The sequence below is a fragment of the Roseiflexus sp. RS-1 genome (genome assembly GCF_000016665.1).
Taxonomy (GTDB): Bacteria; Chloroflexota; Chloroflexia; order Chloroflexales; family Roseiflexaceae; genus Roseiflexus.
In genome coordinates this window covers 3,668,214-3,695,117 of the sequence record NC_009523.1, presented here as the reverse complement: position 1 = coordinate 3,695,117, position 26,904 = coordinate 3,668,214, and the positions used below count along the sequence as shown (strand labels likewise).

The window sequence follows — 26,904 nt, the reverse complement described above, 5'->3', positions numbered from 1 at the left end:
GAGGACGACCGTGATCGATGTTGCGCCTGGACAGCAGACCGGGACACCCGTGGCGATCACGCCTGAACGTCTCGCGGTGCTGGACGCGATCCAGCGTCGCATTCTCTGGTTGGCGACATTCATGGTGCATCACGCCAACCACGTGCGTCCCAACCTCGATGGCACGAAGATCGGCGGTCATCAGGCATCCTCAACGTCGCTCGTGACGATCCTCACGGCACTCTATTTCCACTTCCTGCGTCCCGGCGATCGGGTTTCGATCAAACCGCACGCATCGCCAGCGTTTCATGCCGTCCAGTATCTGCTCGGACGATTGCCACGCCAGTATCTCGCCACACTCCGCGCCTACGGCGGTCTCCAGGCGTATCCCAGTCGCACGAAAGACCCTGATGATGTCGATTTCTCGACCGGTTCGGTTGGGTTGGGGGCGGTTGCGCCTGCATTTGCGGCACTGGCGCATCGTTACGCGAAACTTCACTTCGGTCACGTCACATCGCGACGCTTTATTGCGCTGGTGGGCGATGCAGAACTGGACGAAGGCAATGTATGGGAGGCAATCCTCGATGAGGCGCTGGAAGGTCTGGACAACCTGATCTGGATTGTTGACCTGAACCGCCAGAGCCTCGACCGGGTCGTTCCCGGCATACGGGCAGCGCGCCTGAAGCGGTTGTTCGCCGAGAATGGCTGGCAGGTGCTGGAAGCGAAGTATGGGCGTCGGTTGCAGGCGCTGTTTCGGCAACCCGGCGGCGATGCGCTGCGCCAGCGTATCGATGACATGAGCAACGAAGAGTACCAGGCGCTCATCCGTTTGCCCGGTCACGAATTGCGTCCGCGTTTGTGTGATGATCCGGCTGGCAGGGGTGATCGGATCGCGCGCGTGATTGCGGATATTCCCGATGCCGAGCTGCCTGCTGTTCTTTCAAATCTGGGCGGGCACGATCTGGCGGAACTGTTCGATGTGCTGGCGCAGGCGGACGCATCGGTCGGCAAACCCACCATCATTTTTGCCTATACAATCAAGGGTTGGGGGTTGCCGATCGCCGGGCATCCGCACAACCACTCGATGCTGTTGACCGCTGAACAGATCGAGGCGTTGCGCATCGCGCACGGTATCGCTCCGGGCGCCGAGTGGGACGCATTCGCACCAGGCACGCCCGAAGCCGATCTGTGCGCCGAAGTTGCGGCGCGCCTCTATCCGCCCGAAAAGCCGCCGGTCGTTGCATGCGATCCCGCCCTCATTCCCGCTGACCTGGACGTCGCCATACCGGAGCGCACCAGCACGCAGGACGCTTTTGGTCGCCTGCTGGTGCGTCTGGCGGATACGCCGATCGGTGAACGGATCGTGACCTCTTCGCCGGATGTGTCGGTCTCAACCAATCTGGCGGGATGGATCAACAAGACCGGCGTCTTCACACCTGTCGAACACCCCGATTATGAGACTGAGTCGTACCGTTTATTGCGCTGGAAGCGCGGTCCCTCCGGCAGACATATCGAACTGGGCATTTCTGAGATGAACCTGTTCATGCTGCTGGGGATGATGGGATTGTCGGCGGAACTGTGCGGGCAACCGCTGATACCGATCGGCACCGTCTACGACCCGTTCGTCTGTCGGGGTCTCGATGCCCTGATCTACAGCGTCTATTCCGGCGCAAAGTTCATCTTTGCCGGAACGCCGTCGGGCATCACCCTATCGCCCGAAGGCGGCGCCCATCAATCGACGATCACACCCTCAATCGGGGCGGAACTGCCGAAACTGCGCGCGTATGAGCCGTGCTATGCGCAGGAAGTGGCATGGCTGCTGCTGGAAGCGATCCGCGAGTGTTGCGACCGCGTCCACGGGCAGGCGACGTACCTGCGCCTTTCGACACGCCCTATCGACCAGGCGCCGTTCAATGCGGCGCTTGAGCGCGTCGGGAGAGCGGAACTGCGACGGCAGGTTGTGATGGGCGGGTACCGCCTCTACGACTGGCGTTTTGGCGATCAGACTGTCATTACGCGGCGTGGCGACGGACGCCCCTATCAGGTGATGATCGCTGCCGTCGGTGCGATTGTGCCGGAAGCGCTGGAGGCAGCGGCGTACCTGCAACGCGAAGGGGTGGCGGTCACCGTGCTGAACCTGGTCAGTCCGAAGCGTCTGTTCGAGCGCTGGCGCGCGGCGCGCGACCGGGATCCGCTGGGATGGTTGGTTCTGCCGGAAGAACGGCGCGCACCGATAGTCACCGTGCAGGATGGCGCGTCCCACAGCCTGGCGTGGTTAGGGAGCGTGTACGGTGTGCCGGTAGCGGCATTGGGAGTCGATGATTTTGGTCAGTCGGGCGCGCGCGCCGATCTCTATCGCCACTTCGGGATCGACCCGACGAGTATCGCAGAAGCGGCATTTCGCATGATCGATGAGTGATGGTGAATCATAACAGCCCTGCACGCCATTGTGCAGGGCTGCCACAGGAGTGTGGCGGAAGCGTCAGGCTCGCCAGACTCCGGAGTGAGCGCGCATCACGTTGTTGCCGGCGGATTGCGGCGCGCCTCGATGAACGAGCGCACGCCGAGCGCCACGTAAATGCCGCAGATCAGCGCCATCGCAATGTTGGCGCCGGTCGCAACGTTCAGTTCGAATGAGCCGAGCGATGGAACGATGCGGCTCATCGGCGCAATGAACCCGAGTGCTCCGAGGGCGACCGCGATGTGCATCATCGTCTTGCGGCGCTGCCCATTCTGTGCCAGCCATCCCAGCAGGATCAGCGGCACGCCGAAAAACGCCGGAATGAGCGCCGTGACGCTCGACATACCGGTTCCGAAATATGTTGACAGCGCCAGCAACGTCAGCGCTGCACCGGCAATGATTGTGTTTCTGGGCATCGCTCCCTCCTTTATAGTGATGTGATGCCATCTGAGCACTTTATATTATACAATGTCCGCCACTGCATGTCAGGGTTGCCTTTCCTATTGAAATATGTGAATTTCTTCCCGAACATATGAAGGATGGTGTGATGAGCCGTATTGCCGAAACCTTTGCCTATTTGCGCGCCGCCGGGCGCACAGCACTTATGCCCTACCTGATGACCGGTTACCCGGAGCGCGACTCGGCGCTGGAACTTGCACCCGCGCTGGAAGCGGCTGGCGCCGATCTGTTCGAGCTTGGCGTTCCATTCTCCGATCCGCTCGCCGACGGCGCCACGATCCAGCGCGCCTCGGAGCGCGCCCTTGCCAACGGCATTCGCCTGGAACACTGCATCGAAACGGTTGCCGGGTTGCGCAAACGTGGCGTGCGCGCGCCAATCGTGCCGATGGGGTATTACAACCCATTTTTGCAGTACGGTCTTGAGCGGCTGGCACGCGATATGGCTGATGCTGGCGCGGATGGACTGATCATTCCCGACCTGCCGCCGGAAGAGGCGCACGAGTGCCACGCTGCCTGCCGTGCGCATGGTCTTGACCTGATCTTCTTTGTCGCTCCCACCACCCCTGACGAACGAATCGACCGCATCGCCGCACTCGCAAGCGGTTTCATCTACTGCGTTGCGCTGACCGGCGTCACCGGCGCGCGGCGCGAACTGTGGAGCGGATTACCCGCGTTCCTCGAACGGGTTCGCCGCCGCACCAGTCTGCCGCTGGTGGTCGGATTCGGCATCAGCAGTGCGGCGCATGTCCGTGAGGCGGGCAGATATGCCGCCGGTGCAATCGTCGCCAGCGCGCTGATCAATGTCATCGAACAGGCGCCGCCCGGCGAGTATGTTGCACGCGCAGTCGATTTCGTGCGGTCGCTGCGTGGCTGATAGTTACGGTCGGCTACGCGAGCATACCAGCAGGCGCCCTGGATAACGCTCTGCGTCAGACAATCGTGTGCGCATCCAGGCATTGCTTACGGGTATGATATAATTGCAGCATTGATATGCTGTCTGTGGGATTCGACCATGGCGTCGCTTGCGCTTGTCATCGCCAATTACAACACCCGCGATCTGTTACGTGCCTGTCTGCGCTCGATCACGGAGGACGATCCGCGCTGCGCCATCAGCATCTGGGTGGTGGATAATGCATCCAACGACGACAGCGCCGCAATGGTGCGCACCGAATTCCCGCATGTGCGCCTGATCGTCAGTCCGCACAACGGCGGGTTTGCGTTCGCCAACAATCTGGCGCTGCGCGCCATTCTTGATGAGACTGATGCCGCCGATTATGTGATGCTGCTCAACCCGGATACGGTTGTGCCGCGTGGTGCGCTTGATCTGCTGGTTGATTATATGGAAGCGCATCCCGATGTCGGTGCGTGTGGTCCGAAGTTGCTGTTGCCCGACGGCTCGCTCGACCTGGCGTGTCGGCGCTCATTCCCCACGCCAGAAGTCGCATTCTACCGGATGATCGGTCTGTCGCGCCTGTTCCCGCGTTATCCGCGCTTCGCGCGCTACAACCTGACCTATCTGGACGAAAATTGTGAGACCGAGGTCGATTCGGTGGTGGGCGCCTGTATGCTGGTGCGCGCCAGCGTCGTGCGCGAAGTCGGCTTGCTCGACGAGGCGTTCTTCATGTATGGCGAAGACCTCGATTGGGCGTACCGCATCAAACAGTACGGCTGGCGCATTATGTATGTTCCATCGGTGACGGTGTACCACCACAAACGCGCATCGAGCAGCCAGCGCCCTGTGCAGGCGATCCGCTGGTTTTACGATGCCATGCGTATTTTTCACCGCAAGCATTTTGCCGCCACCACTCCGGCGTTGCTGAATGCAATGATTGAAACCGGTATTACGCTGAAGGAGTTCCTCAGCCTTGGCAGCAATCTCATCCGCCCCCCGGTCGCGCGTCGCGCCCGGTAAAACGATGCGCCAGCGCTCATGGGTGGTGCGCACGCTGCTGATACTGGCGCTGATCGCCTGTGATTCGCTGGCGCTCAATGGAGCGTTCGTCGGCGTCTATCTGTGGGCAGTTCGTGCCGATGCCGAGTTTGCAGCTTCGCTTGCCACCGTTGGTTCGACGACCTGGCTGATCACGCTGTTGATCATGAATGTTTCCATGGCTGTCGCTTTTGTGGGAAGCAGCCTGTACTCGTTGCGTCGCGGCGTATCGCGGGTGGATGAGTTCTTCAAGGTGATCGTGACGGTTTCACTTGGAACATTTGCCACCCTGATCATCAACGCGATGCAACCGCAGTTCGGACGTGATCCACTTCCCTGGAACGAGCAGGTGCTGGTGAGTGGCTGGATCGGCGCAGTGGCGGGTGTGGTCGCGCTAAGGTGGGCGCACCGTTCGGTGCTGACGGCGCTGCGTCGGCGCGGGATCGATGTGCGCCGTGTCATTATCGTCGGAACGCGCGATCCGGGGCGGGTGGTGCTCAATACCATCCGACGCCAGCCCGAAATGGGGTATCACGTCGTCGGTTTTATTTCGAACTCAACGCCGGTTGGCACGCTGGTCGAGGGGGTGCCGGTGCTTGGCAAACCGGCGGCGCTTGGTCGTGTGATACGCGCAGCGCAGGCGGATGAGGTCATCATTGCGGTGTCAGGTCGAACGCCGGCAGAAGTGCTGGACCTCGTCACCCTCGCCGAGGATGAGTCGGTCGAGATTAAACTCTATCCCGACGCTTTTCAACTGATCACCAATAACGATATTTCAATCGGCGATGTGAGCGGCTTGCCCCTGATCGGCATTCGCAACGTTGCACTCGACAGTCCGATCAACCGGGCGCTTAAGCGCACGCTCGATCTGGTGGTTGCGATCCTGGTATTGACCCTCAGTTCACCGGTCATGCTGCTGATCGCGCTGCTGATCAAATTCGAGTCGCGCGGTCCGGTCTTCTTTGTGCAGGAGCGGGTTGGTCTGGACGGGAAGCCGTTCCCGACCTTCAAGTTCCGCACGATGCGCGTCGATGCGCCGCTGATCGGCAACTGGACGACGAAGGACGATCCGCGGGTGACGACGCTTGGGCGCTTCCTGCGGCGCTACAGTCTCGATGAATTGCCGCAGTTCATCAATGTTATTCGTGGGGAGATGAGCGTTGTCGGACCACGCCCGGAGCAACCGGTGTGGGTCGAGCGGTTCAGTCAGAGCATCCCGCGCTATATGCGCCGCCACAAGCAGAAGGCTGGCATTACCGGATGGGCGCAGGTCAACGGGTTGCGCGGCGATACCAGCATTGAGGAGCGCACCCGCTACGATCTCTACTATGTTGAAAACTGGTCACTGCTATTTGACATAAAAATTATCATCAAGACGGTTGTTGATATCCTTTCAGGCAAAAATCGAGGGTACTGATGACGTTGCTCCACCAGTTGACGCTTTCCGATGCGCGTGAGGCGCTGATGCGCGGTGAGATCACATCGGTCGAGTTGACCGATGCGCTGCTGGCGCGGATTGCCGCTGTCGAACCGCAGGTGCGCGCGTTTCTGACCATCGACGCTGAAGGTGCGCGGGCGCAGGCGCAGGCTGCCGATGCGCGTCGCGCCGCTGGCGATACATCGCCGTTGCTCGGCATTCCGCTTGGCATCAAGGATGTCATTTCGACGCAGGGGGTGCGCACCACCTGCGCCTCGAAGATGCTCGAAAACTATGTTCCGGTGTACGACGCAACGGCTGTTGCGCGCTTGAAAGCAGCTGGCGCGGTGCTGATCGGCAAACTCAACTGTGATGAGTTTGCGATGGGTTCCTCGACCGAGAATAGCGCATTTCAGCAGACGCGCAACCCCTGGAATCTGGAACGGGTTCCCGGCGGTTCATCCGGCGGTTCGGCAGCGGCTGTGGCTGCCGGTGAGGCGCCGGCAACCCTCGGCACCGATACCGGCGGTTCGATCCGTCAACCGGCGGCGCTGTGCGGCATTACCGGTCTCAAGCCGACCTATGGGCGCGTGTCACGTTATGGTCTAGTAGCGTTCGCCTCGTCGCTCGATCAGATCGGACCGATGGCGCGCACGGTGCGCGATTGTGCAATAATTCTGCGGGTTATTGCGGGCGCCGATCCGTTCGATGCAACCTGTACCGATCACCCGGTTCCAGATTATGAGGCGGCGCTGACCGGCGACATTCGCGGGTTGCGCATTGGCGTTCCGCGTGAGTACTTCGTTGCCGGTATGCAACCGGAGGTTGAATCTGCCGTGCGCGTCGCCATTGATGTGTTGCGCGACCAGGGCGCGGAAGTGCGCGAGATCAGTCTGCCGCACACCCCCTACGCGCTGCCGGTCTACTATCTGATCGCTCCGGCGGAAGCCAGCGCCAATCTTGCGCGTTTCGACGGTGTGCGGTATGGGTTGCGCGTGCCGGGCGAGAGTTACTTCGATGAACTAGAGCGCACCCGTGGCGCAGGGTTCGGTCCAGAGGTGCGACGGCGGATTATGCTGGGAACGTATGCGCTCTCAGCGGGGTACTATGATGCCTACTACAAACGCGCCCAACAGGTGCGCACCCTCATCCGGCGCGACTATCAGCAGGCATTCGAGCAGGTCGATGTCATTGCCGCCCCAACCACGCCGACGGTCGCCTTCCCGATTGGGGCGCACTCCGATGACCCACTGGCAATGTACCTCGAGGATGTCTGCACGCTGCCGTTGAATCTGGCAGGGTTGCCGGGGCTGGTTGTGCCATGCGGGTTTGCGGCAGGGCTGCCGATCGGTCTGCAACTGATCGGGCGAGCGTTCGATGAAGAGACGCTGCTGCGCATCGGCGACGCCTATCAGCGTGTTACTGACTGGCATACGCGCATGCCGGATCTGCCGGTTGAGTAACCGACGGGTCTGCTACCATGAAGCGCAAAGCGGTTGATCACCGGGATCGCGCGCAGCAGGCGCGCATCTAGCCGTCGGGCTGATGGAGATTGAGAATTAAGTCCGATATGTGCGCCTCTTGCCGTCGGGGTGAACCCCTCGGCTATCCAGGGCAAAGCCCGCCTGCGCGGGCTCTTGCCGTCGGGCTGATGGAGATTGAAAATTAAATCCGCTATACTGCGCTAGCCGTGGGGCTGAAGCCCTCGGCTAGCCAGGGCGAAGCCCGCCTGCGCGGGCTATACCAGATTATTTATTCAAAGACCATAAGCCCTCGGCTATCCAGGGCAAAGCCCGCCTGCGCGGGCTATTCCCGACAAACCTTCATCCGCGCTGATCCGTCGCATCCGTGCTGATTCGTGTTCTATTCCAACGCCCGAGACCTGCGCGCTCTGGAGCGGAGCGACATGCTATAATTGCGGTATTCAAGCGAATGGGCAGTGCTGTACTCGCCGGTTATGTTGAGCATCTGCGAACGTGAGGAATGAGCGCAGCCCCATGAGCCAGTTTTTTGACCAACCGATCCTGAACTCGCCCTACGAATACCCTGCGCGCCACTGGAAGCTCGAAAACGGTCAACCGACAGGGGAGATTATCCACGGCCGGCGTCGGGCGGAATTTATCACGCCCATCCCCAGGCTGAAGAAGCGCCGCGCTGCGCAGCAGGCAGAAATGATCTTCGACGAAGGGCTGGGGCTTTCGACCGCAACGCAGCAGTACGACCCGACCTCGATCATCAACGAAGTGCGTAGCCACGTGGATGCCTGGCGCGCACTGCCGCCGGGCCAGTGGCAGGTCACCCCCGAAACTGCGCGCTTGTTGCACCACTGGCGGCATCACCAGTTCAGCAGCGTGCGCCCGTTCTTCTGCCAGATCGAGGCGGTCGAGACGGTGATCTGGCTCACTGAAGTTGCGCCGCACACGGCTGCCGGGAAGGGTCTCCTCGATCATCTGGCGCGGGCGAACCGCGATGCCAACCCCGAACTCAATCGTCTTGCGCTCAAACTCGCCACCGGCGCGGGCAAGACCACCGTCATGGCCATGCTGATCGCCTGGCAGACGGTCAACGCCGTGCGCCATCCGCAGAGCAAACGCTTCACCCGTGGGTTTCTCATTGTCACGCCGGGGATCACCATCCGGGACCGCCTGCGGGTGTTGCTTCCGAACGACACGGAGAACTACTACACGACCCGCGAGCTGGTTCCCATTGATATGATCGAGGATATCCACCGCGCCCGGATTGTCATCACCAACTACCACGCCTTCAAACTGCGCGAGCGGATGGAACTGTCCGCCGGCGGGCGGGCGCTGCTGCAGGGTCGCGGCGAACCGATCCAGACCACCGAGACGGAAGGGCAGATGCTTGCCCGCGTGATGCCTGAGCTGATGAGCATGAAAAACATCCTGGTGCTCAACGACGAAGGTCATCACTGCTACCGTGAAAAGCCGCGCGACCCGGAAGAGGAAGACCTGACCAGCGAAGAGAAGAAGGAAGCCGAGAAAAACAACGAAGCCGCGCGGTTGTGGATCACCGGTATCGAGACTGTCGCCCGCAAGATCGGCGTGAGCCGGGTGATCGACCTTTCGGCCACGCCGTTCTTTCTGCGCGGCTCAGGCTATGCCGAGGGAACCCTGTTCCCGTGGACGATGAGCGATTTTTCGCTGATGGACGCCATCGAGTGTGGTATCGTGAAGCTCCCGCGCGTGCCCGTGGCCGAGAACATCCCGGGTGACGAGATGCCGATGTACCGCAATCTGTGGGAGCACATCCGCAAGGATATGCCGAAGAAAGGGCGCGGCAAGGCTGGCGACCTGGATCCCTTGAAGATTCCTACCCGTTTGCAGACGGCGCTCCAGGCGCTGTACGGCCACTACGAGAAGACCTTCCGGATCTGGGAGCAGGCTGGCATCCGTGTGCCTCCCTGCTTCATTATCGTCTGCCAGAACACCGCGATCTCCAAACTCGTCTACGACTATGTCGCGGGCTTTGTCCGGCAGAACGACGATGGCACGAGCACACTGGTCAACGGCCAGCTGCCGCTCTTCCGCAATTTCGACGAGACCACCGGCAACCCGCTGCCCCGCCCCAACACCCTGCTCATCGACAGTGAGCAGCTTGAGTCCGGCACGGCTCTCGACGATAACTTCCGCGCGATGGCGGCGGACGAGATCGAGCGCTTCCGCCGCGCCATCATTGAGCGCACCGGCGATGCGCGAAAAGCTGAAAGCCTCACCGACCAGGACCTGCTGCGCGAGGTTATGAACACGGTGGGCAAACCCGGTCAGCTCGGCGAGCAGATCCGCTGCGTGGTCTCGGTCTCCATGCTCACCGAAGGGTGGGACGCCAACAACGTCACCCACATTCTTGGCGTGCGCGCCTTTGGCACCCAGCTGTTGTGCGAGCAGGTCATTGGCCGCGCGCTGCGCCGCCAGTCGTATGAAGTGAACGCTGAAGGTCTCTTCAATCCTGAATATGCCGACATCTTCGGCATTCCCTTCGACTTCACCGCGAAGCCGGTCGTCGTCCGGCCCCAGCCGCCGCGCCAGACCATCCAGGTCAGGGCTGTCCGTCCCGAGCGCGATCACCTGGAAATCCGTTTCCCGCGTGTTCAGGGCTACCGCGTTGAGCTGCCCGACGAGCGCCTGGCTGCAAAATTCACGGAGGACTCCATCCTCGAACTCACCCCCGCCCTCGTCGGACCCACCATCACCCGCAACCAGGGGATCATCGGCGAAGCGGTGGATCTGACCCTCGCGCACCTCGAGGACATGCGTCCTTCGGCGCTGCTCTTCAACCTCACGAAGCACCTGCTCTATAACAAATGGCGCGATCCGGGCGAAGAACCGAAGCTGCACCTCTTTGGCCAGCTCAAGCGCATCACCGGGGAATGGCTGGATCGTTGTCTCGTCTGCAAGGGCGACACGTACCCCGCCTTGCTCATGTACCAGGAACTCGCCGACATGGCCTGCAATAAGATCACCGCCGCTATCACGCGCGAGTTTCAGGACCGGCGCCCGATCAAGGCGCTGCTCGATCCCTATAACCCCACCGGATCAACTGCGTATGTGCGTTTCTCTACTACGCGGCAAACGCTATGGGACACCGCCGGACCGCCGCCGAAGTGCCACGTCAACTGGATCGTGCTCGATAGCGATTGGGAAGCCGAGTTCTGCCGGGTGGCGGAAAGCCATCCCCGCGTGCTCGCCTACGTGAAGAACCACAACCTTGGCTTCGAAGTCCCCTACCGCTACGGCTCGGAAACCCGCGCCTATCGCCCCGACTTCATCGTGCTGGTGGACGATGGCCGGGGTCCGCACGACCCGCTGCACCTCGTGATCGAGATCAAGGGCTATCGCGGCGAGGATGCGAAGGAGAAGAAATCGACGATGGAAACCTTCTGGATTCCCGGCGTGAACAACCTCAAGACCTATGGCCGCTGGGCGTTTGCCGAGTTCGGCGACATCTGGCAGATACAGAAGGCGTTCGATCAGTTGCTTGAGCAGATGATTCGCCCACACGGAGCTGCGGAGCGCGCGGAGGCAGGAACTGACTGAACATCTCCGCGCCTTCGCATGAGGTCATCTGGGGCACGCGAAGGCGCAGAGAACGCGGAGGCAGGAACTACATTAAGCATCTCTGTCCCTTCGCGCCTCCGCGTGCGCCCACAAGGAGCGCGTCGAGACACGGGGAATGCGAAGGGATACGGAACGTGTAAAACCTCTCCGCGCCTCCGCGCCTCCGCGTGAGGTGACAAAGGACAGGCAGAGACACGGGGGATGCGAAGGGAAAAGAAAACCGGAAAAAACACCTCCGCGCCTCCGCGTCTCCGCGTGAGGTCACACGGGACAGGCAGCGACACGGGAAATGCGAAGGGATAAGAAAACCGGAAAAAACACTTCCACGCCTCCGCGTCTCCGCGTGAGGTCACACGAGGCGCACGGCAACGCCATGACCAAAAACATCTCTACGCCTCCGCGTGAGGTCACACAAGGTGCCAACATAAGAAAACACATCCGCGTCTCCGCGTGCGATCACAACGGGCGCGTCGGGACGTAGAGAGATAAGGATAGCCGACCATGACTCGCAAAAAAAGCGCCTCAACCAATGCTGGCAAGTCCATCGAAGCGCTGACGCACAAACACGACAAGCGCAAGAACATCCCCACCGCCGAATACCAGGCGGTGATGAAGCCGGAAGAGCAGGCGCCCAGACTCCTGCGCTACCCGCGCAACACCGACCTCGACCCGCAGCTCGTCTGGCGCGGCAAAGACTACCAGGACTGGAGCGACCTCGTCGTCCCCGCGCCGCCGCTCTACATCCAGGAGAAAATCCACCCCAAGGCGCTCATCGACGACCTGCTGCGGCACACTCAGGAAAACACGTCTGAGGCATTGCAACTCGACCTCTTCGCCGATTTCAACGGCATCCCCGAAGGCGCGCCGACCGCACCGAGTTCTACCGCCACGACGCCAACTGGTCGAACCGCATGATCCTGGGTGACTCGCTCCAGGTGATGGCCAGCCTGGCCGAACGCGAAGGGCTGCGCGGCAAGGTGCAGATGATCTACATCGACCCGCCCTACGGCATCAAATTCAACAGCAACTTCCAGTGGTCCACCACCAGCCGCGACGTGAAGGACGGCCGACCCGAACACATCACCCGCGAGCCGGAGCAGGTCAAAGCCTTCCGCGACACCTGGCGCGACGGCATCCACTCCTACCTCACCTGCCTGCGCGACCGCCTCACCGTCGCCCGCGACCTGCTGACCGAATCCGGCTCGATCTTCGTACAGATCGGCGATGAGAACGTCCACCGCGTGCGCTGCCTGATGGATGAAGTGTTCGGTCCGGATAATTTTGTAAGACAGATCGCCTTCGCCAAGACCGGCAGTATGGTCTCCGATGAGCTGGGCCGGACAAGCGACTATCTACTTTGGTACGCTAAAGACAAAGAATACATAAAGTATCGTCAGCTATACTCTAAAAAGCTACCTGATGCTTTCTACAGTAATGTAGAGCTAGCCGATAGCAGCGTACGAAAGATCACGCACGCTGAAATGGTTGATCCGTTGCTGTTGCCAGCAGGGGCGAGAGTCTTCCGGCTCGTGAGCCTGGAGAGTGCAGGACCATCAGGTGAGGATACCCCACTTGAATTCGAGGGAGAGAAGTTCCGCCCAAGTAAGAACGGACACTGGAAGTTAACCTACCCCGACAGCATGGAAGCCTTGAAGAAGACGGGTCGGATGGTCAAGGATGGGAATAAACTAAGGTGGAAATATTACATTGACGACTATCCTTTGAAAGTCCTGTCCGAGGTCTGGAGCGACACTGCTAGTTTTAACCCCGACCAGAGATACGTAGTAGAGACGCGCACTAAAGTTGTCGAGCGCTGTATTTTGATGACTACCGACCCCGGCGACCTGGTGCTGGACCCGACCTGCGGATCGGGCACCACGGCCTACGTGGCCGAGCAATGGGGGCGGCGCTGGATCACGATTGACACCTCGCGCGTGGCGCTGGCGCTGGCCCGCGCGCGGCTGATGGGCGCGCGCTACCCCTACTACCTGCTGGCCGACTCGCCCGAGGGCCGGCGCAAGGAGGCCGAGCTGTCCGGTCGCTCCTACGTCGAGAAGCCGACCTACGGCGACATCCGCCAGGGCTTCGTCTACGAGCGCGTGCCGCACATCACGCTGAAATCCATCGCCAACAATGCCGAGATCGATGTCATCTACGAGACGTGGCAGCCGCAGGTGCTGGAGGCGCTAGCGCGCCTGAATGCGGCGCTGCGGGGCCACACAAAGCCCTTCCGCGTGACCAACGGCGGGCGCGAGGGCAAGGAGGTGCGCTTCGACGCGCCTGAAGGCGCCACCTTCACCATGCCATCTGGCGAGGTGGTCAAAGCCTATGAACTCGTCGAATGGGAGGTTCCCAGGCAGGCGCCCGCCGACTGGCCCGAAACCGCCCGGCAGCCGCTCGCCGATTTCTGGGCGGCGCGCATTGCGCGGCAGCGGGAGATCGACGCTTCGATTGCCCGCAATGCTGACATCGAATATCTCTACGACAGGCCCTACATCGACAACAGAAAGGTGCGCGTGGCCGGACCCTTCACCGTGGAGTCGCTCAGCCCGCACCGCACGCTGTTCGTGGATGAGAACGACGAACTGATCGACCCGCTCCGGGTGCGCGAGCTGCAGGCCGATTATCAGCCGCCGCCGGGCTTCGAGCAGATGGTGCTGGAGAACCTCAAAGCCGCCGGCGTGCAGCAGGTGCACAGGGAAGACCGCATCAGCTTCACGTCGATCGTGCCCTGGCCCGGTGAACTGGTCTGCGCCGAGGGGCGCTACCTGGAGGGCGCGACGGAGAAGCGCGCGGCGATCTTCATCGGTCCTGAGTTCGGCACGGTGAGCCGACCCGATCTCGTCGCTGCGGCGCGCGAGGCGGCCGATGCCAGTTTCGACGTGCTGATCGCCTGCGCCTTCAGCTTCGAGGCCCACGCGAGCGAGTTCAACCGGCTCGGTCGCATCCCCGTGCTCAGGGCGCGCATGAATGCCGACCTGCACATGGGCGGCGACCTCAAGCCCACCGGCAAGGGCAACCTCTTCGTGATCTTTGGCGAACCGGACATCAAACTCCTCCACGAACCCGACGGACGCATTCGCGTGCAGATCCGCGGCGTGGACGTGTTCGATCCTTCCACCGGCGAAATCCGCAGCGACTCCACCGACGGCATCGCCTGTTGGTTCATCGACACCGACTACAACGAAGAGAGTTTCTTCGTCCGCCACGCCTACTTCCTGGGACAGAACGACCCCTACAAGGCGCTCAAGACCACTCTCAGGGCTGAGATCAACGAAGAGGCCTGGGCCACATTGAACAGCGACACCTCCCGTCCCTTTGCGAAACCCGCATCCGGTCGCATCGCCGTCAAGGTGATCAACCACCTGGGGGATGAAGTGATGAAGGTGTTCAGGGTGTAGTGTATGCACTTCCGCATCGCCGACACATTTACCGCCAGCCTCGCCCGGCTGACGAGCGAAGAGCAGAAAGCCGTGAAGGTCACAGTTTTCGACTTGCAGGCCGATCCGTCCAGTCCGGGCATGCAGTTCCACAAGATCGAAAAATCGCGCGACAAAAACTTCTGGTCGGTGCGGGTCAACCGCGATCTGCGCATTATTGTGCACCGGTCGCACGACAGTTTGCTGCTGTGTTACGTCGGCCACCACGATCAGGCGTATGCATGGGCCGAGCGGCGTCGGCTGGAGGTGCATCCCAGAACCGGCGCGGCGCAGTTCGTCGAGATACGCGAGCGCGTTGAGGATAGTGTCGTAACCAGGCGCCCGGCAGGCGGAGAGCGCGATGTCCCTGTGCCGTCTCCACAAACGGCCCGGCTGCCGTTGGCGCACTGCGCGGACGAGGAACTGCTGTCCTACGGCGTTCCGGTCGAATGGCTGTCGGATGTGAAGCAAGCTGATGAAGATGGGCTGCTCGCGCTCGCGGAGCATCTGCCCGCCGAAGCCGCCGAAGCAGTGCTGGAACTGGCTACCGGCGGCAAACCGACGCCCCGGCCGGTGCTGCCGGCAGCGGATGCCTTCGTGCACCCTGACGCGCAACGCCGCTTCCGCCTGATGACGGATGTCGAGGATCTGAAACGGGCGCTCGAATATCCCTGGGACCGGTGGACGATCTTCCTGCATCCGGCGCAACGCGAGTGGGTGGAGAAGGACTTCAACGGCCCGGCGCGCGTGGCCGGTTCCGCCGGCACCGGCAAGACAGTCGTGGCGCTGCACCGCGCGGCATCCCTTGCGCGCAGGCATCCCGATGCGCGTGTCTTGCTGACGACGTTTTCGGACGCGCTCGCCAACGCCCTGCAGTCCCTCTTCCGGCGCCTGATCGCAGGCGAACCCAGACTCGCCGGGCGCGTGGACATCCGTGCGCTCAACGCCGTCGGTGAGCGCCTCTACACGCTGCACTTCGGCGCACCCCGGCTGGTCGCCCGCGAAACCGTTGAACGGTATCTGGTCGAAGCGGCTCAGGGCAGCCCGGCGGCGCGCTTCCCGGCAGCCTTCCTGCTCGACGAGTGGACAGAAATCGTGGATGCCTGGCAGCTTGCGAGTTGGGAGGATTACCGCACCGTGCCGCGACTCGGTCGCAAGACCCGGCTCCCAGAGGCGCGACGCGCCGAACTCTGGGCAGTGTTCGAGGCGGTCAACCGGCGGCTGGAACAGGAAGGCTGGCTGACGCGCGCCAGGCTTTTCGGGCGCCTGGCGGAGAAGATCCAGACCCTCGCCCAACCGCCCTACGACTTTGTCGTCGTTGACGAGGCTCAGGATATGTCGATCCCGCAACTCCGCTTTCTTGCCGCTTTCGATGCAAAGGCGACCAACCGGCTGTTCTTTGCCGGAGACCTCGGTCAGCGCATCTTTCAACAGCCCTTCTCGTGGGCGTCACTGGGCGTGGATGTGCGCGGTCGGTCGCGCACGCTGCGCGTCAACTACCGCACCTCTCACCAGATCCGCGCGCAGGCGGACAGGCTCCTGGCGCCACAACTCACCGACGTTGACGGCAATGTCGAAGACCGCCGCGGCACTGTGTCGGTCTTCAACGGGCCGCCGCCGGTCATCCGCGTTTTCGATAACGAGGAACAGGAAGCCGCCGGCGTCGCAGACTGGCTGAAGGAACAGTTGCAGGAGGGGGTCGCGCCGAACGAGATCGGCATCATCGTGCGATCTGACGCGCAGGTTGCGCGCGCCCGGCGCGCTGCGGAGCTGGCGGGGCTTTCGTCGGCGGTGCTGGATGAACGCATCGAAATGCAGCACGGTCATGCGTCGATCTGCACCATGCCGCTCGCCAAAGGTCTCGAATTCCGCTGCGTGGCGGTGATGGCCTGCGACGACGAGGTCGTTCCTCTGAACTCACGGATTGAGAACATCACCGACGACAGCGATCTGGAGGAGGTGTACAACACCGAGCGGCACCTGCTCTACGTCGCCTGCACACGCGCGCGCGACGCCTTGCACGTTTCCGCTGTGACGCCTGCGTCCGAATTTCTCGGTGACCTGATCCGACCTTGAGCGGCTGGCGGTGTAGTTCACACCGAAGGTGCAGACTGGAGCGGACGGCGATTCACTAATGGACTTTGAGTAATTATTCCGCTCTAGCCCGCGCAGGCGGGCTTCGCAGCGCATAGCCGAGGGCTTATGATCCTTAGGAATTAAGTCCGGTATAGCCCGCGCAGGCGGGCTTTGCCCCGTACAGCCGAGGGCTTATGGTCTTTGAATAAATAATCCGCTATCCGAGACCGACATACTGTAAAAGCTTTGGCGAGCCGGTTGCAAACGACGCGAAGAAGGCATCCAGATGGCTGCGCAACTGATCGAGATCCGTCGCCCAGCGATGCACGCGGGTGACCTCCTGACGCATCCACCGCCCCAGCTGCTCGCAATCAAGCGGCGCCACGACGCATCCGTCGGCAACGGCATCAGTTGGATGGGCCGGCGGACATCTCCAGCCCGGCGCACGGCCCGTCCACTGGGGGTGGCCGGCCCATTGCCAGGACGGGAAAACGCTCAGCGGGTCGTTTGCGGCTCAAGCGCCACCAGGACATCCGGATGACCATGGACCGGCCAATTATCCAGAATGACATCGATGCGCTCAGCCTCAGGATAGGCAGCGCGCCGGTCCGGGAAGAACGGCGCCAGCGTCGCCAGGCCCATCGTCTTCGCCCGCCGGGTGACCACCTGGCCCGTCACGACGTCCAAACGGCCCACGATGCGCAGGTCACCATCGGTCGCCCGACTCCGTTCCGCCCGCACCTGATCGGCGCCTGCCCGTCCATACCCGTTGGCCAGGGTCGGGCGCCGGGTGACCGTGACGTCATCCCGATCCACGGTCACCACCTGGTTGGGGTGCGCGCGGGCATCCTCCACCACGTCCGCAATCTCCTGCAGTTTGGCCTGATCGTGAGGATCAGGGCTAGGCCCATGCCTGCGGGCGCGCTGCCAGGTGATGCCCAACCGATCCAGGATGCGGGCGATCCCGCGCAGCGCGGCGTCGCGTCCCCACACCAACGGGCTGCGGATGGCGTCCAGGGTCCCGCGCGTCTGGGTCAGCCCGCACTGCCGCGGGTCACGGCGGACCAGATGCTCTCCCGCAGTAGCCGCCGTCTCAGGGTCATGGCGGTCAGGGGGAAAAAGCGGGCGTGCGCCCGCGTCCGTCCCGGATGGGGAGGCTATCGATGCCCTCGGCTTCCCAGCGATTCAGCCAGCGAGAGACGGTTTCCGGATGGCGCGGACGCAGCAAGCGTTCGCGCGCCGTGACAGCGGGCGGCACGCCGGACGCGATGAGCAGGAACGCTGCCGCCCGTTCACGCAAATAGGGCGTGGGGGCGTGATCGCGCAGGTCTTCGAGGGCCTCCCGCTCCTCGACGGACACGTGAAGGGTCTGGCGTGCCGGCATCGCAACCTCCTGAGAAAGGCTTGACACGGATGGATATCAGTATAACGGAATATTTTTTCAAAGTCCATCAGCCCGACGGCAAAGGGCGCATACCGGTTTATATTCTTAATCTCTATCAGCCCCATGGCTGGTTCGGCGTAGCGGATTACAGCAGTTCTCACAAAGATTGGTCTTGTTGGACAGGGTTGCACACGCCATCAAAAGCAGACGCCTTGTGCGACATCCCTCCGCGTGCTCCGTATCTCTGCGTGCATCAGACCGGCTCACGCGGAGGCGCGGAGTAACTGTGTTGCTTGTCAAGGGGCGCTCGTATGCACAGCCGGATCCCAGGGCTTTTGCTGACGCAATATTGCGCCGAGAATAGTCAGCAGCTTGCGCATCGCAGCGACGATGGCGACCTTGCGCGGCTTGCCAGCTTGACACAGGCGCTGATCGAAGGCGCGCCTGACCAGACGGCGCCGCGTGGCCGCCAGGGTCGCCATGTACAACACGCTGCGCACATCCCTCCTGCCGCCGGAGATATGCCGGGGTTTGTGCTGTGCGCCGCTCTGATTGGCATACGGCGCAACGCCCACAAAGGCCGCCGCTTCCGTGCGCTTGATGGTCCCCAGTTCGGGCAGGCGGAGCAGCAGGTTCAGTGCGGTGATCGCGCCGATGCCGGGCACGCTTTCGCGCAGCTCCCGTTTCCGGCGCACCTCGTCGGTGCGCTCCGCCTCGTTGTCGCGTTCCTGCTCAAGCGCACGGATCTCCTGATCCAGCCAATCAATATGCTGCTGGATGCCCGGGCGGAGGTTCGGCGCGGCAGCCGTCAACCGATTGATCTCAGCCGTCCGCATCGGAATCACCTGCTCCCGCCGGACCAGCAGGTCGCGCAAGGATGCGCGCTGCTCGTCCGTCGCTTGGTGGTGCGGCGGGCGCACCCGTTCGGCAAAGCGGGCGAGCAACCGGGCATCCAGGCGGTCGGTCTTCGCCTGGCGTCCTTCCGCGTGCGCCAGGGCGCGCACGCGGCGTGGCTGCACCCGCGCCGTCGGCAAGCCAGCCTGGAGCAGTTGGGCGAACACCATGCGCTCCAGCCCGCCGGTCGCCTCCAGCACAATCAGGGTCGGCTGCAGGCGCTGGAGTCGCGTGACCAGGAGCTGGACACCTTCGTCGGTAGACGGTATCGTCTCGAGTGGCGCGTGCGGGTCGGCGCCAAACGCCACATCCAGCGTCTGTTTGGAGACATCAATGCCGATAAAGAGCGACTCACGGGAAGCCATACACAGAACCTCCTGAGGAAAACGGCGCCAGCCTTGCTAGCATATGCGGGTTTGAGGGCCCAGATAACTGTTCGGCTTGGTCGCGTTGAAGGACACGGCTACCCAACACTCCGCGGCGATCTCGTGAACCTGGCGCAGAACGGTATACCGTGTCCCGTTAGATTATACTAGGCGCGGAGATAGGGAGCGCAGCGCTCGCAGAGGAAGATTTCATCATGCGGGCGGGGACGCCCGCGCACCCAGGACGCATGTGGTTCAATCATTGCTATAATTCTCAATCTCCATAAGTGCTATATGCGGCACCGATGCGATGTGAGAAATCGCAGAATGATCTGGTTGCGATGGACTGAAATGTCCGGCTGAAGAACCGTAACCTGATCGCCCAATTCGATGACTATCGTTCCGGCGCAGGGGCAGCCACGATGGGTACGGATATGTCCGCTTCCACGCGAATGTGCTTGAAGAATGGCATCAATTTGACTCGCGTGAGAGTCAGGATTATCAACACAACGGCTTGTTGCCTGAGTACAGAGTAATCTCGTGTTTGAACGGTTACGTATGGCAGCAAAGACATGAACGTTAGGGTGGCTGTATTGAATGCCATCTGTGCCAACGGAGATAATGACGATTGAAGGATCAACTGCGGTCAGGATATCGGCAGGGTCAGCATTCTTCCAGGCGCCATGGTGAGGAAACTTAAGCACGTCACTTTGCAGATCTGAATGGCTACTTCTTAACTGATTCCATCCATCTGGTTCAATATCTGCCGTAAGTAAAGCTGAAGAACCCGGTCCTTCTATTCGCAGGACAGCCGATGTATTGTTCAAACCAGACTGCATAAGAGAGCCCATGCAACCGTGCGAGGGCTGCAAAATTCTAATTGCGTCCTTGATTGTCCCCTTAATCCTTAGGCGATATCCATTGTTGGGCCGCAATAATGGAAAGCATGAGCGTGTGTTTCGCTTTGTCCAGGCAACCAATTCTTGATAGGCTGTGAGCCGCGCCTGATTACGTCGTTTTGGATTACGATATATCTCACTATGCCCATCGGCATCAGGCGCCAACTTTTGGAGGTTTGATGGCCAGTTAAAAATAAGGTGTTCACACTTGATGTTCAATTGTGAACTACAGTTCTCAAGGAACCCTACAGCATCCTTGAAGTGATCAAGGTGAAGATGGGTAATGATCAGCGCACGAATAGAGTGAATACGTTCATTGCGCAGATACTCAATGACCGTATCTGCTTCGGGACAATCGATGATGACAGCCTCTCCAGTATTCGGCACTGTCACCACGATACTATCGCCCTGCCCCACATCCAGGAATGCCACTTTGACGCTATGCTCAAACGTCATCCGTCTTGTTCTCCGCGAAGGCGAAAATACGGGCTAATTCTTGAACAAGTTCATCTTCATTCTGGTAGGTGTGTTGCTGTGGAGCAAACGAGTTCCACACGACACCTTCAAGTGAACGTTTGCGCTTATGAACAAAGGGTATTTTTGCCCGGAACGGCGTCTCCGGGCGCAGCATCCATCCAGGCATGAGAGGATCGATCGGCACGGTCTGCGCATCGTCGAAGCCGCTGATCCAGAGGGACACGACGCCCTTTTCAGCCTGCACCTCTTCGACGATACCACTAATGATATAATCGGCAACACTGCGATCAGGCTGCGGATCAAGCGTGATATGAGGATGCTCATCCCACTCCGATATCGCGCGCAGTCGTGCGTAGGTGGCGTCGTCCAGGTCATAGGCTCTGCGAAGAATCGTATCGATGGATTGAACCGAATCTTCTGGTAAACGCTGATGAGCATATGCAGCCCGCTCAATCGCTCGAACAGCGTCGGTCAATGCAAGACAATCATCTGGACTGAGATCTCGCGGAATGGGTATCGTTTCAATGATGCGTCGTTCAATCCATGGATAGTTGAGATATTCAGCAATCCAGGCGTTGCTGACGTGCCAGTTCATGATGGCAGTCAGCGCTTCCTTCGAGAGATAGGGGTTTGTTTTTTCATCAGGCCACACAACCCAGAAGCTATGCGAGACGTGATAACCTTGCCGTTCAACAACAGCTTTCGCGCGTCTGCCCCAACTGGGATTAGGTTTGGCTACCATAATAATTTTTTCCGAATCAAGTATATCTTGATACTCAAGACGTGGCTCTTCGAAGTCCCTCGGGTAAGTTTTGCTGATTGCTGCCCTATAATTGATATGCCATAATCCCGGCACGGTCTTTAGCGCATTTGTCAGCCATAAAACCTCGCGTTGCTCTGGATCATCCAGCCACCGCTTATTTTCTTTCTTCTTGCCCCGAATTGTACCGGGGAATATGGTTGCATACTCAGCAAGATTTCTACATCTTTGGCGTAATGTATGCCAATCTACATCTGACAAAATGACGGGTGCATCTATTCTGTAGGTCTCTTTTGCACTGGTCTTGATGTCGCCATCTTCTGGTATGGAAAAACCTGATGCGATATTCGAAGCCGTAAAAATCCCCGACTTCTTAAACGCTTCGATGGTGCTTTTCTGAACATTCCGTGTGCGGATCGGGAATACCGTCTTGCGCTTCCCCGACTCCTTGCGGGCAAAAAGCACAATTGGCTGCACCTTTGCATCAGGAAACATGCGCCCTGGAAGTTCCCAGATCTCAGTGACATCACAGCTTTCGAGGAGATTGCGCCGCACGTCAGGGCCCGCCTCAGCAACAAGAAATGATTGCGGCATAATCATGGCAATATAACCGCCAGTTCGAACGTTGCGTATGGCAAGATCTAAATATGCATTAGCGGCCTCAACGCGCGTTCGCTTTCCTTTCGTTGGCATCAAGTCTTCCAGGCTTTCAGGCTGATCACGCCTGCCACGAAAGGGTGGGTTGCCAACAATGATGCCTGGTGTGTGCATGTCAATCCAGGACCATTGACGCGCATCCTCATGATCGATATGCCAGCTATCTTCTGACGTGGCAAGCAAAAGCCCAAGACCGGCAAGTTGCGCTGTGAAGATGTCAATGTCATTCCCGATAATATGATCGCGGAGCGATTGATCACGCATGTCGCTCAGTTGCGATAACCGCTCGACGCCCGCAATAAGGAAGCTTCCCCACCCGCATGTCATATCTACGACAATGCGCTGCTTTGGGGGGAGAAACTCAACCGGAATGTTGTGCAAAATGCGACGAGTAAGATAGAGGGGTGTATCATAGAAGCCGAGTTTCTTTCGTTTCTCTTTACCGTAGGCTTTCGTATAAAGCGCACTGAGCATATCGGGAACGAAGCCAGAATAATATATTCGGCGCAAGATGTCATAGGCGCGTTCGATCCGCCGATAATCCCGCTCCAAAAAAAGGTGCATGTCCCCAAAATAGGTCGGATACTTCCTGGCGGCGCCGAGGAGCAACTGATCGAACGACAGATCGCTTCTTCGCTGTCGCATTGATGCGTCCAGGGCGCCGGTATCGGCAAGAATCATCGCGCCGAGCATGCGAATTGCCAGGCCCGTGATTTCGGGATCAGGTCGATCGTTCATATCGGCGCGTAATTGTGTTACGGCTCGTCCAAATGTATCTACCAGCGTGTCGCGGGTGACATCGATAGCCCACAGCGCAAGTTGAAGCGGTTCCAAATCGCGTAAGTGGGGATGCGCAAATTGACTGCGACCCTGTTTCACACTGACTATCTGGTCAGGAGCGAGATCGATTTTGTATTCTTGAAGTACCTGAGATAGCTGAGCATAGGAAATCTCAGCTCCTAAATCAATGGGATTTATTGTGTTTTGCTCTAATGTGGTTGCCCAAAACGAAAACCTGTCTTCTCGATGAATGATGTGAAAAGGCGCCGCTGTCTGAGCAAGAACTGAGACAATCTCTCTATCAGGAAGACCATTCGTTGCGTTGTACACCGTGCATCCGGCATATTCCGCAGGATTACGGCGAACACGATCCGCGAAGGCCAGCATATTGAGGGTGAAATCACCACCACGTCCGGTAAAGTTGTACGACTCAAGAATAGCTTCATGAGCAAAGCCACACGCAGTCAGGCTGTCATAGACTGCCTGGCGAGCGTTATCGGGAAGCGGTGCGAAACCTAAACGTTCGTGAGACGGCGCGGCTTGTGAGAGCATCTTTGCCTCTTCAGACACTACCTGTCCATGGAGAACAAGTGTACATTTCGCGCTATCATATCAGGCTTGCCGGTCCTCTGCAAGTTTGCGAGCTGCGTTCAACGTGCTCCAGATTGGGCGCTCCACCTGATGCGCGCGATCCCGGCGGTCAACCGGTTGGCGCTTCACTGTGTGCCAGAACACGTCACGGATTGGAACGGACGGAACGGATGGGCACGAATGAGGGTCAAAAACATCCGCGCCCATCCGTCGCATTCGTGCCGATCCGCGTTCTATTCCAGCTTCCAGGACGAGGCCCGCCTGCGCGGGCTGGCGCGTGCCGTCGCTCACAGGGGTAGATTTTTTGGCAAGCCCCTGCGTGCCATCTCTCGTTTCAGCCATCAGGACGCCCAACCTCCCCCTTCTCCCCTTGTGGGAGAAGGGGGTGGGGGGATGAGGGGTAAAGGCGCACAGGAATGCAGAACATCGCTCATCTCTCCCAAAAACTCTACCCTTGAGAGGCGTGCCGTCGGGGTGAACCCCTCGGCTATCCAGGGCAAAGCCCGCCTGCGCGGGCTATTCCCGACAAACCTTCATCCGCGCTGATCCGTCGCATCCGTGCCGATCCGTGTTCTATTCCGCCATCAGGCAGCGCCCTGTTCCGCCCTGCGCAGGCGCTCGACGAATGCGGCGTGTGCAGGATCGGCGAGGCCGCGCTGGAGGGTGGCGAGCAGAGCGGCGGCGTCACCCGCCCACAGCGCCGCCGGGTCGAGCCACAAGCCGGGGAAGACGCGACTGCGCAGCGTGCCGTCCGCTTCGAGCGGCAGAGGGGTAAAGACCCCCTCGCGCAGTTCCCACCAGTCGACCCGGCGCTCATACGCCTGCGCCACCAGATACTCTTGCACGCCGCTGCGGGCGTAAACGCGCTTCTTGTCGTGCAGGTCGTAAGCGGCGCTGCTGGCGGCGACTTCGACAATCAGGTCGGGCGGACCTTCGATGTAATCGTCGCGGGTGACGCGCGAGCGCCCGCCGTGGATCGGTTCGAGGCGCAGGAGGGCGTCAGGTTGATGCTCATTCTCCAGGTCGAGCAGAACCGTCGCGTTGTCACTGAAATCCACACCCGGAGTTGCCGCTGCGTAAGCGATGATCCATCCAACGAGCAGGCTGTGCGGCTTGCCGTGCTGCCGGTGGCGGGTTGGTGAAGCCACGTAAACGACTCCATCGATCAGTTCGGCTTTCTTGATTTCGGGGTGCAGCGCATAGCGCCGGGCGAACTCAGCGCGCGTCAGGCGGTCGCCGGAGTGGAGCGGCGGTCGCTCGTCGGGCGGTGCGGCAACGGCGGCGCCGGCTGAGGTTGCAGTTTCGACGCTCATCGTCTCCCCTTTCACGATGCCGGAGTCGCCCCGGAGGTTGCACGCAGGCGCTCGACGAATGCGGCGTGTGCGGGGTTGGCGAGACCGCGCTGGAGGGTGGCGAGCAGAGCGGCGGCGTCACCCGCCCACAGCGCCGCCGGGTCGAGCCACAAGCCGGGGAAGACGCGACTGCGCAGCGTGCCGTCCGCTTCGAGCGGCAGAGGGGTAAAGACCCCCTCGCGCAGTTCCCACCAGTCGACCCGGCGCTCATACGCCTGCGCCACCAGATACTCTTGCACGCCGCTGCGGGCGTAAACGCGCTTCTTGTCGTGCAGGTCGTAAGCGGCGCTGCTGGCGGCGACTTCGACAATCAGGTCGGGCGGACCTTCGATGTAATCGTCGCGGGTGACGCGCGAGCGCCCGCCGTGGATCGGTTCGAGGCGCAGGAGGGCGTCAGGTTGATGCTCATTCTCCAGGTCGAGCAGAACCGTCGCGTTATTGCTCCCGTCAACGCCCGGCGTTGCGGCGCTGTACACGCCCAGCCAGGCAACCAGGATCAGGTGCAGTCTGCCGTGCTGCCGGTGGCGAGTTGGTGAAGCCACGTAAACGACTCCATCGATCAGTTCGGCTTTCTGGATTTCGGGGTGCAGCGCATAGCGCCGGGCGAACTCAGCGCGCGTCAGGCGGTCGCCGGAGTGGAGCGGCGGTCGCTCGTCGGGCGGTGTGGCGACGGCGGCGCCGGCTGAGGTTGCAGTTTCAACGCTCATATCAGGCCCTTTCCCTGGTGATTGCGCGCTATGGAAAGTATAGACGGTCGGTGCATGCCGCGCAAGGGGAAGGAAAGGGTAAGACTATCCGCGCAGGACAGTAGGAGGTTGAGGTTCCAGCACGTTCCAGTATTCCTGCTCAAAATCACGGCGCATCTGGTCGCGCCAGATCGTTTTGAGATCATCCTGTCGTATGCATCGTCGGCTCAGTTGCCGCCTGCACGACAACATACCCACGCTCGATCTCCTGCCGAAAGGCGGGCGGGATGCGTGCCCAATCCATGACATCAACCCGGATGGGCAGGTCACTCTCAAGAAAGGCAGACCGCAGATCGAAAATCCGGTCGCAGGGTTGCAGCGGATGGCGGGGGTTCCGCACCACCAGATCAAGATCGCTTGCTGCGAATGCACCACCGCGCACGCGGCTACCGTATGCCCAGACGTCGTAGTCGGGCACGTATTGCCGCAGAATCGCACGTACTTTGTCCAGATAGCGTAGCGGAAGATCGAGGCTGACTGAGGCAGTCATAATTCCTCGCAACATCTAGAACCAACTCTACAACTCCAAAGCACGACGGAGCCGTTGAGCCACTTCAGCAAGATCCACTGGGGTCAGCGCACCGACATGGTAGATCACGCGTGTCGGATCAAGGGTAAACAGTACCGGTTTAACGGCAGAAGGGTAACGTAGACCGGCTACCTGCCAATCATGCAATACGCAGTCCAAAGGCCCACTGGACGCAGCAACCCTGGAGGTGATCGCTGCCAGAATCAGGTCGGGTTCTGTAGCATGGTAGAGTGAACTGCTCACCACCACAGCTGGCCTCACCTTTGTTGTACTCAAGTCGCTGAACGGAAACGGCACCAGCACGACATCACCGCGCTGAAAGGCCATAGAGTTCTCTCCAGGAGTCGTAACGGGCATCCTCTTCGTTATCCCACACTCGTTGTAGTGTGCCTTCCGACAGGAACGACCACCCTTCCCGCTCGACGTGCTGGTCAAGGAGATCGGTCAGACTGAAGAGAATGTCCAGGGCTTTCTCAATAATCTGGTCTTCGCTGAGGGCTTTGGCTCTGGCCAGGCGGCTCAGGCGGTCTGCGTGTTGCACCGATAGTCGGATTTGTTTTTCCACAACGCTTATCCTCTCACTCATCATCTTGTCTCCTGACTCATACTTCGCCTTGCTCTAGAGATAACCCACCTTGACAGGTCGTAGACCCC

Annotated in this window: 21 protein-coding genes; 9 read left to right on the top strand and 12 right to left on the bottom strand. The window is 60.4% G+C overall.

The genetic code is table 11. The features are described 5' to 3' along the window. Positions 1 to 55 precede the first annotated feature (55 nt). Positions 56 to 2,398 (top strand): transketolase-like TK C-terminal-containing protein, encoded by a 2,343-nt coding sequence (locus ROSERS_RS15180; RefSeq protein WP_041335505.1) that lies wholly within the window; start codon positions 56 to 58, stop codon positions 2,396 to 2,398. 95 nt (positions 2,399 to 2,493) lie between these two features. Here the strand turns inward: ROSERS_RS15180 and ROSERS_RS15175 are convergent, their stop codons facing one another. Next, positions 2,494 to 2,856 carry a hypothetical protein gene (locus ROSERS_RS15175; protein WP_011957660.1) on the bottom strand — a complete coding sequence of 121 codons (363 nt, stop codon included), beginning with the start codon at positions 2,854 to 2,856 and terminating at the stop codon, positions 2,494 to 2,496. Between the two features lie 131 nt (positions 2,857 to 2,987). Between ROSERS_RS15175 and trpA the strand changes: the two genes are divergently transcribed. From trpA to ROSERS_RS15140, 8 genes are all read left to right on the top strand, one after another. After that, entirely contained in the window at positions 2,988 to 3,773 is a 786-nt protein-coding gene (gene trpA, locus ROSERS_RS15170) for a tryptophan synthase subunit alpha (RefSeq protein WP_011957659.1), read from the top strand. Between the two features lie 138 nt (positions 3,774 to 3,911). Then, on the top strand, positions 3,912 to 4,811 hold the full coding sequence (locus ROSERS_RS15165; protein ID WP_011957658.1) for a glycosyltransferase family 2 protein: 900 nt from the start codon (positions 3,912 to 3,914) through the stop codon (positions 4,809 to 4,811). Beyond that, entirely contained in the window at positions 4,765 to 6,246 is a 1,482-nt protein-coding gene (locus tag ROSERS_RS15160) for an undecaprenyl-phosphate glucose phosphotransferase (protein ID WP_232282629.1), read from the top strand. The genes ROSERS_RS15165 and ROSERS_RS15160 overlap by 47 nt, the downstream gene beginning before the upstream one ends. Next, positions 6,246 to 7,709, top strand: coding sequence for an Asp-tRNA(Asn)/Glu-tRNA(Gln) amidotransferase subunit GatA (gatA, locus tag ROSERS_RS15155; protein WP_011957656.1), 1,464 nt, complete (start codon positions 6,246 to 6,248; stop codon positions 7,707 to 7,709). The genes ROSERS_RS15160 and gatA overlap by 1 nt, the downstream gene beginning before the upstream one ends. A gap of 534 nt (positions 7,710 to 8,243) precedes the next feature. After that, positions 8,244 to 11,300, top strand: a complete 3,057-nt coding sequence (locus ROSERS_RS15150; protein WP_011957655.1) for a BPTD_3080 family restriction endonuclease — start codon at positions 8,244 to 8,246, stop codon at positions 11,298 to 11,300. A gap of 522 nt (positions 11,301 to 11,822) precedes the next feature. Further along, complete coding sequence (locus ROSERS_RS26115; RefSeq protein WP_157041103.1) at positions 11,823 to 12,236, top strand: hypothetical protein; 414 nt, start codon at positions 11,823 to 11,825, stop codon at positions 12,234 to 12,236. Next, positions 12,233 to 14,722, top strand: a complete 2,490-nt coding sequence (locus ROSERS_RS15145) for a site-specific DNA-methyltransferase (RefSeq protein WP_083763375.1) — start codon at positions 12,233 to 12,235, stop codon at positions 14,720 to 14,722. Before ROSERS_RS26115 ends, ROSERS_RS15145 begins: the two co-directional genes overlap by 4 nt. A gap of 3 nt (positions 14,723 to 14,725) precedes the next feature. Further along, complete coding sequence (locus ROSERS_RS15140; RefSeq protein WP_011957654.1) at positions 14,726 to 16,816, top strand: 3'-5' exonuclease; 2,091 nt, start codon at positions 14,726 to 14,728, stop codon at positions 16,814 to 16,816. Positions 16,817 to 17,033: 217 nt separating this feature from the next. Here the strand turns inward: ROSERS_RS15140 and ROSERS_RS26890 are convergent, their stop codons facing one another. The 11 genes from ROSERS_RS26890 to ROSERS_RS15095 all read right to left on the bottom strand — a co-directional run bounded on the left by ROSERS_RS26890 (position 17,034) and on the right by ROSERS_RS15095 (position 26,815). Then, positions 17,034 to 17,201 carry a hypothetical protein gene (locus ROSERS_RS26890; protein ID WP_232282628.1) on the bottom strand — a complete coding sequence of 56 codons (168 nt, stop codon included), beginning with the start codon at positions 17,199 to 17,201 and terminating at the stop codon, positions 17,034 to 17,036. A 110-nt stretch (positions 17,202 to 17,311) separates the two neighbouring features. After that, complete coding sequence (locus tag ROSERS_RS26885; protein ID WP_041333795.1) at positions 17,312 to 17,809, bottom strand: winged helix-turn-helix domain-containing protein; 498 nt, start codon at positions 17,807 to 17,809, stop codon at positions 17,312 to 17,314. A 115-nt stretch (positions 17,810 to 17,924) separates the two neighbouring features. Then, a complete protein-coding gene (locus tag ROSERS_RS26880) occupies positions 17,925 to 18,200 on the bottom strand; it encodes a helix-turn-helix domain-containing protein (RefSeq protein WP_041333793.1) in 276 nt (91 codons plus the stop codon). Positions 18,201 to 18,496: 296 nt separating this feature from the next. Then, positions 18,497 to 19,459 (bottom strand): IS110-like element ISRfsp2 family transposase, encoded by a 963-nt coding sequence (locus tag ROSERS_RS15125; RefSeq protein WP_011957653.1) that lies wholly within the window; start codon positions 19,457 to 19,459, stop codon positions 18,497 to 18,499. A 290-nt stretch (positions 19,460 to 19,749) separates the two neighbouring features. Continuing rightward, complete coding sequence (locus ROSERS_RS25120) at positions 19,750 to 20,814, bottom strand: ComEC/Rec2 family competence protein (protein ID WP_011957652.1); 1,065 nt, start codon at positions 20,812 to 20,814, stop codon at positions 19,750 to 19,752. After that, a complete protein-coding gene (locus tag ROSERS_RS15120) occupies positions 20,804 to 23,584 on the bottom strand; it encodes an HsdM family class I SAM-dependent methyltransferase (RefSeq protein ID WP_011957651.1) in 2,781 nt (926 codons plus the stop codon). The genes ROSERS_RS25120 and ROSERS_RS15120 overlap by 11 nt, the downstream gene beginning before the upstream one ends. A 623-nt stretch (positions 23,585 to 24,207) precedes the next feature. Further along, positions 24,208 to 24,936, bottom strand: a complete 729-nt coding sequence (locus ROSERS_RS15115; RefSeq protein WP_011957649.1) for a Uma2 family endonuclease — start codon at positions 24,934 to 24,936, stop codon at positions 24,208 to 24,210. An 11-nt stretch (positions 24,937 to 24,947) separates the two neighbouring features. After that, complete coding sequence (locus tag ROSERS_RS15110) at positions 24,948 to 25,682, bottom strand: Uma2 family endonuclease (RefSeq protein WP_011957648.1); 735 nt, start codon at positions 25,680 to 25,682, stop codon at positions 24,948 to 24,950. Positions 25,683 to 25,863: 181 nt separating this feature from the next. Further along, the gene (locus tag ROSERS_RS15105) at positions 25,864 to 26,211 is read right to left on the bottom strand and encodes a nucleotidyltransferase family protein (RefSeq protein WP_011957647.1); all 348 of its coding nucleotides are present in this window, start codon (positions 26,209 to 26,211) and stop codon (positions 25,864 to 25,866) included. Between the two features lie 27 nt (positions 26,212 to 26,238). Beyond that, positions 26,239 to 26,577 carry a type II toxin-antitoxin system PemK/MazF family toxin gene (locus ROSERS_RS15100; RefSeq protein WP_011957646.1) on the bottom strand — a complete coding sequence of 113 codons (339 nt, stop codon included), beginning with the start codon at positions 26,575 to 26,577 and terminating at the stop codon, positions 26,239 to 26,241. Beyond that, positions 26,558 to 26,815 carry a hypothetical protein gene (locus ROSERS_RS15095; protein ID WP_157041102.1) on the bottom strand — a complete coding sequence of 86 codons (258 nt, stop codon included), beginning with the start codon at positions 26,813 to 26,815 and terminating at the stop codon, positions 26,558 to 26,560. The genes ROSERS_RS15100 and ROSERS_RS15095 overlap by 20 nt, the downstream gene beginning before the upstream one ends. Between the last annotated feature and the right edge of the window lie 89 nt (positions 26,816 to 26,904).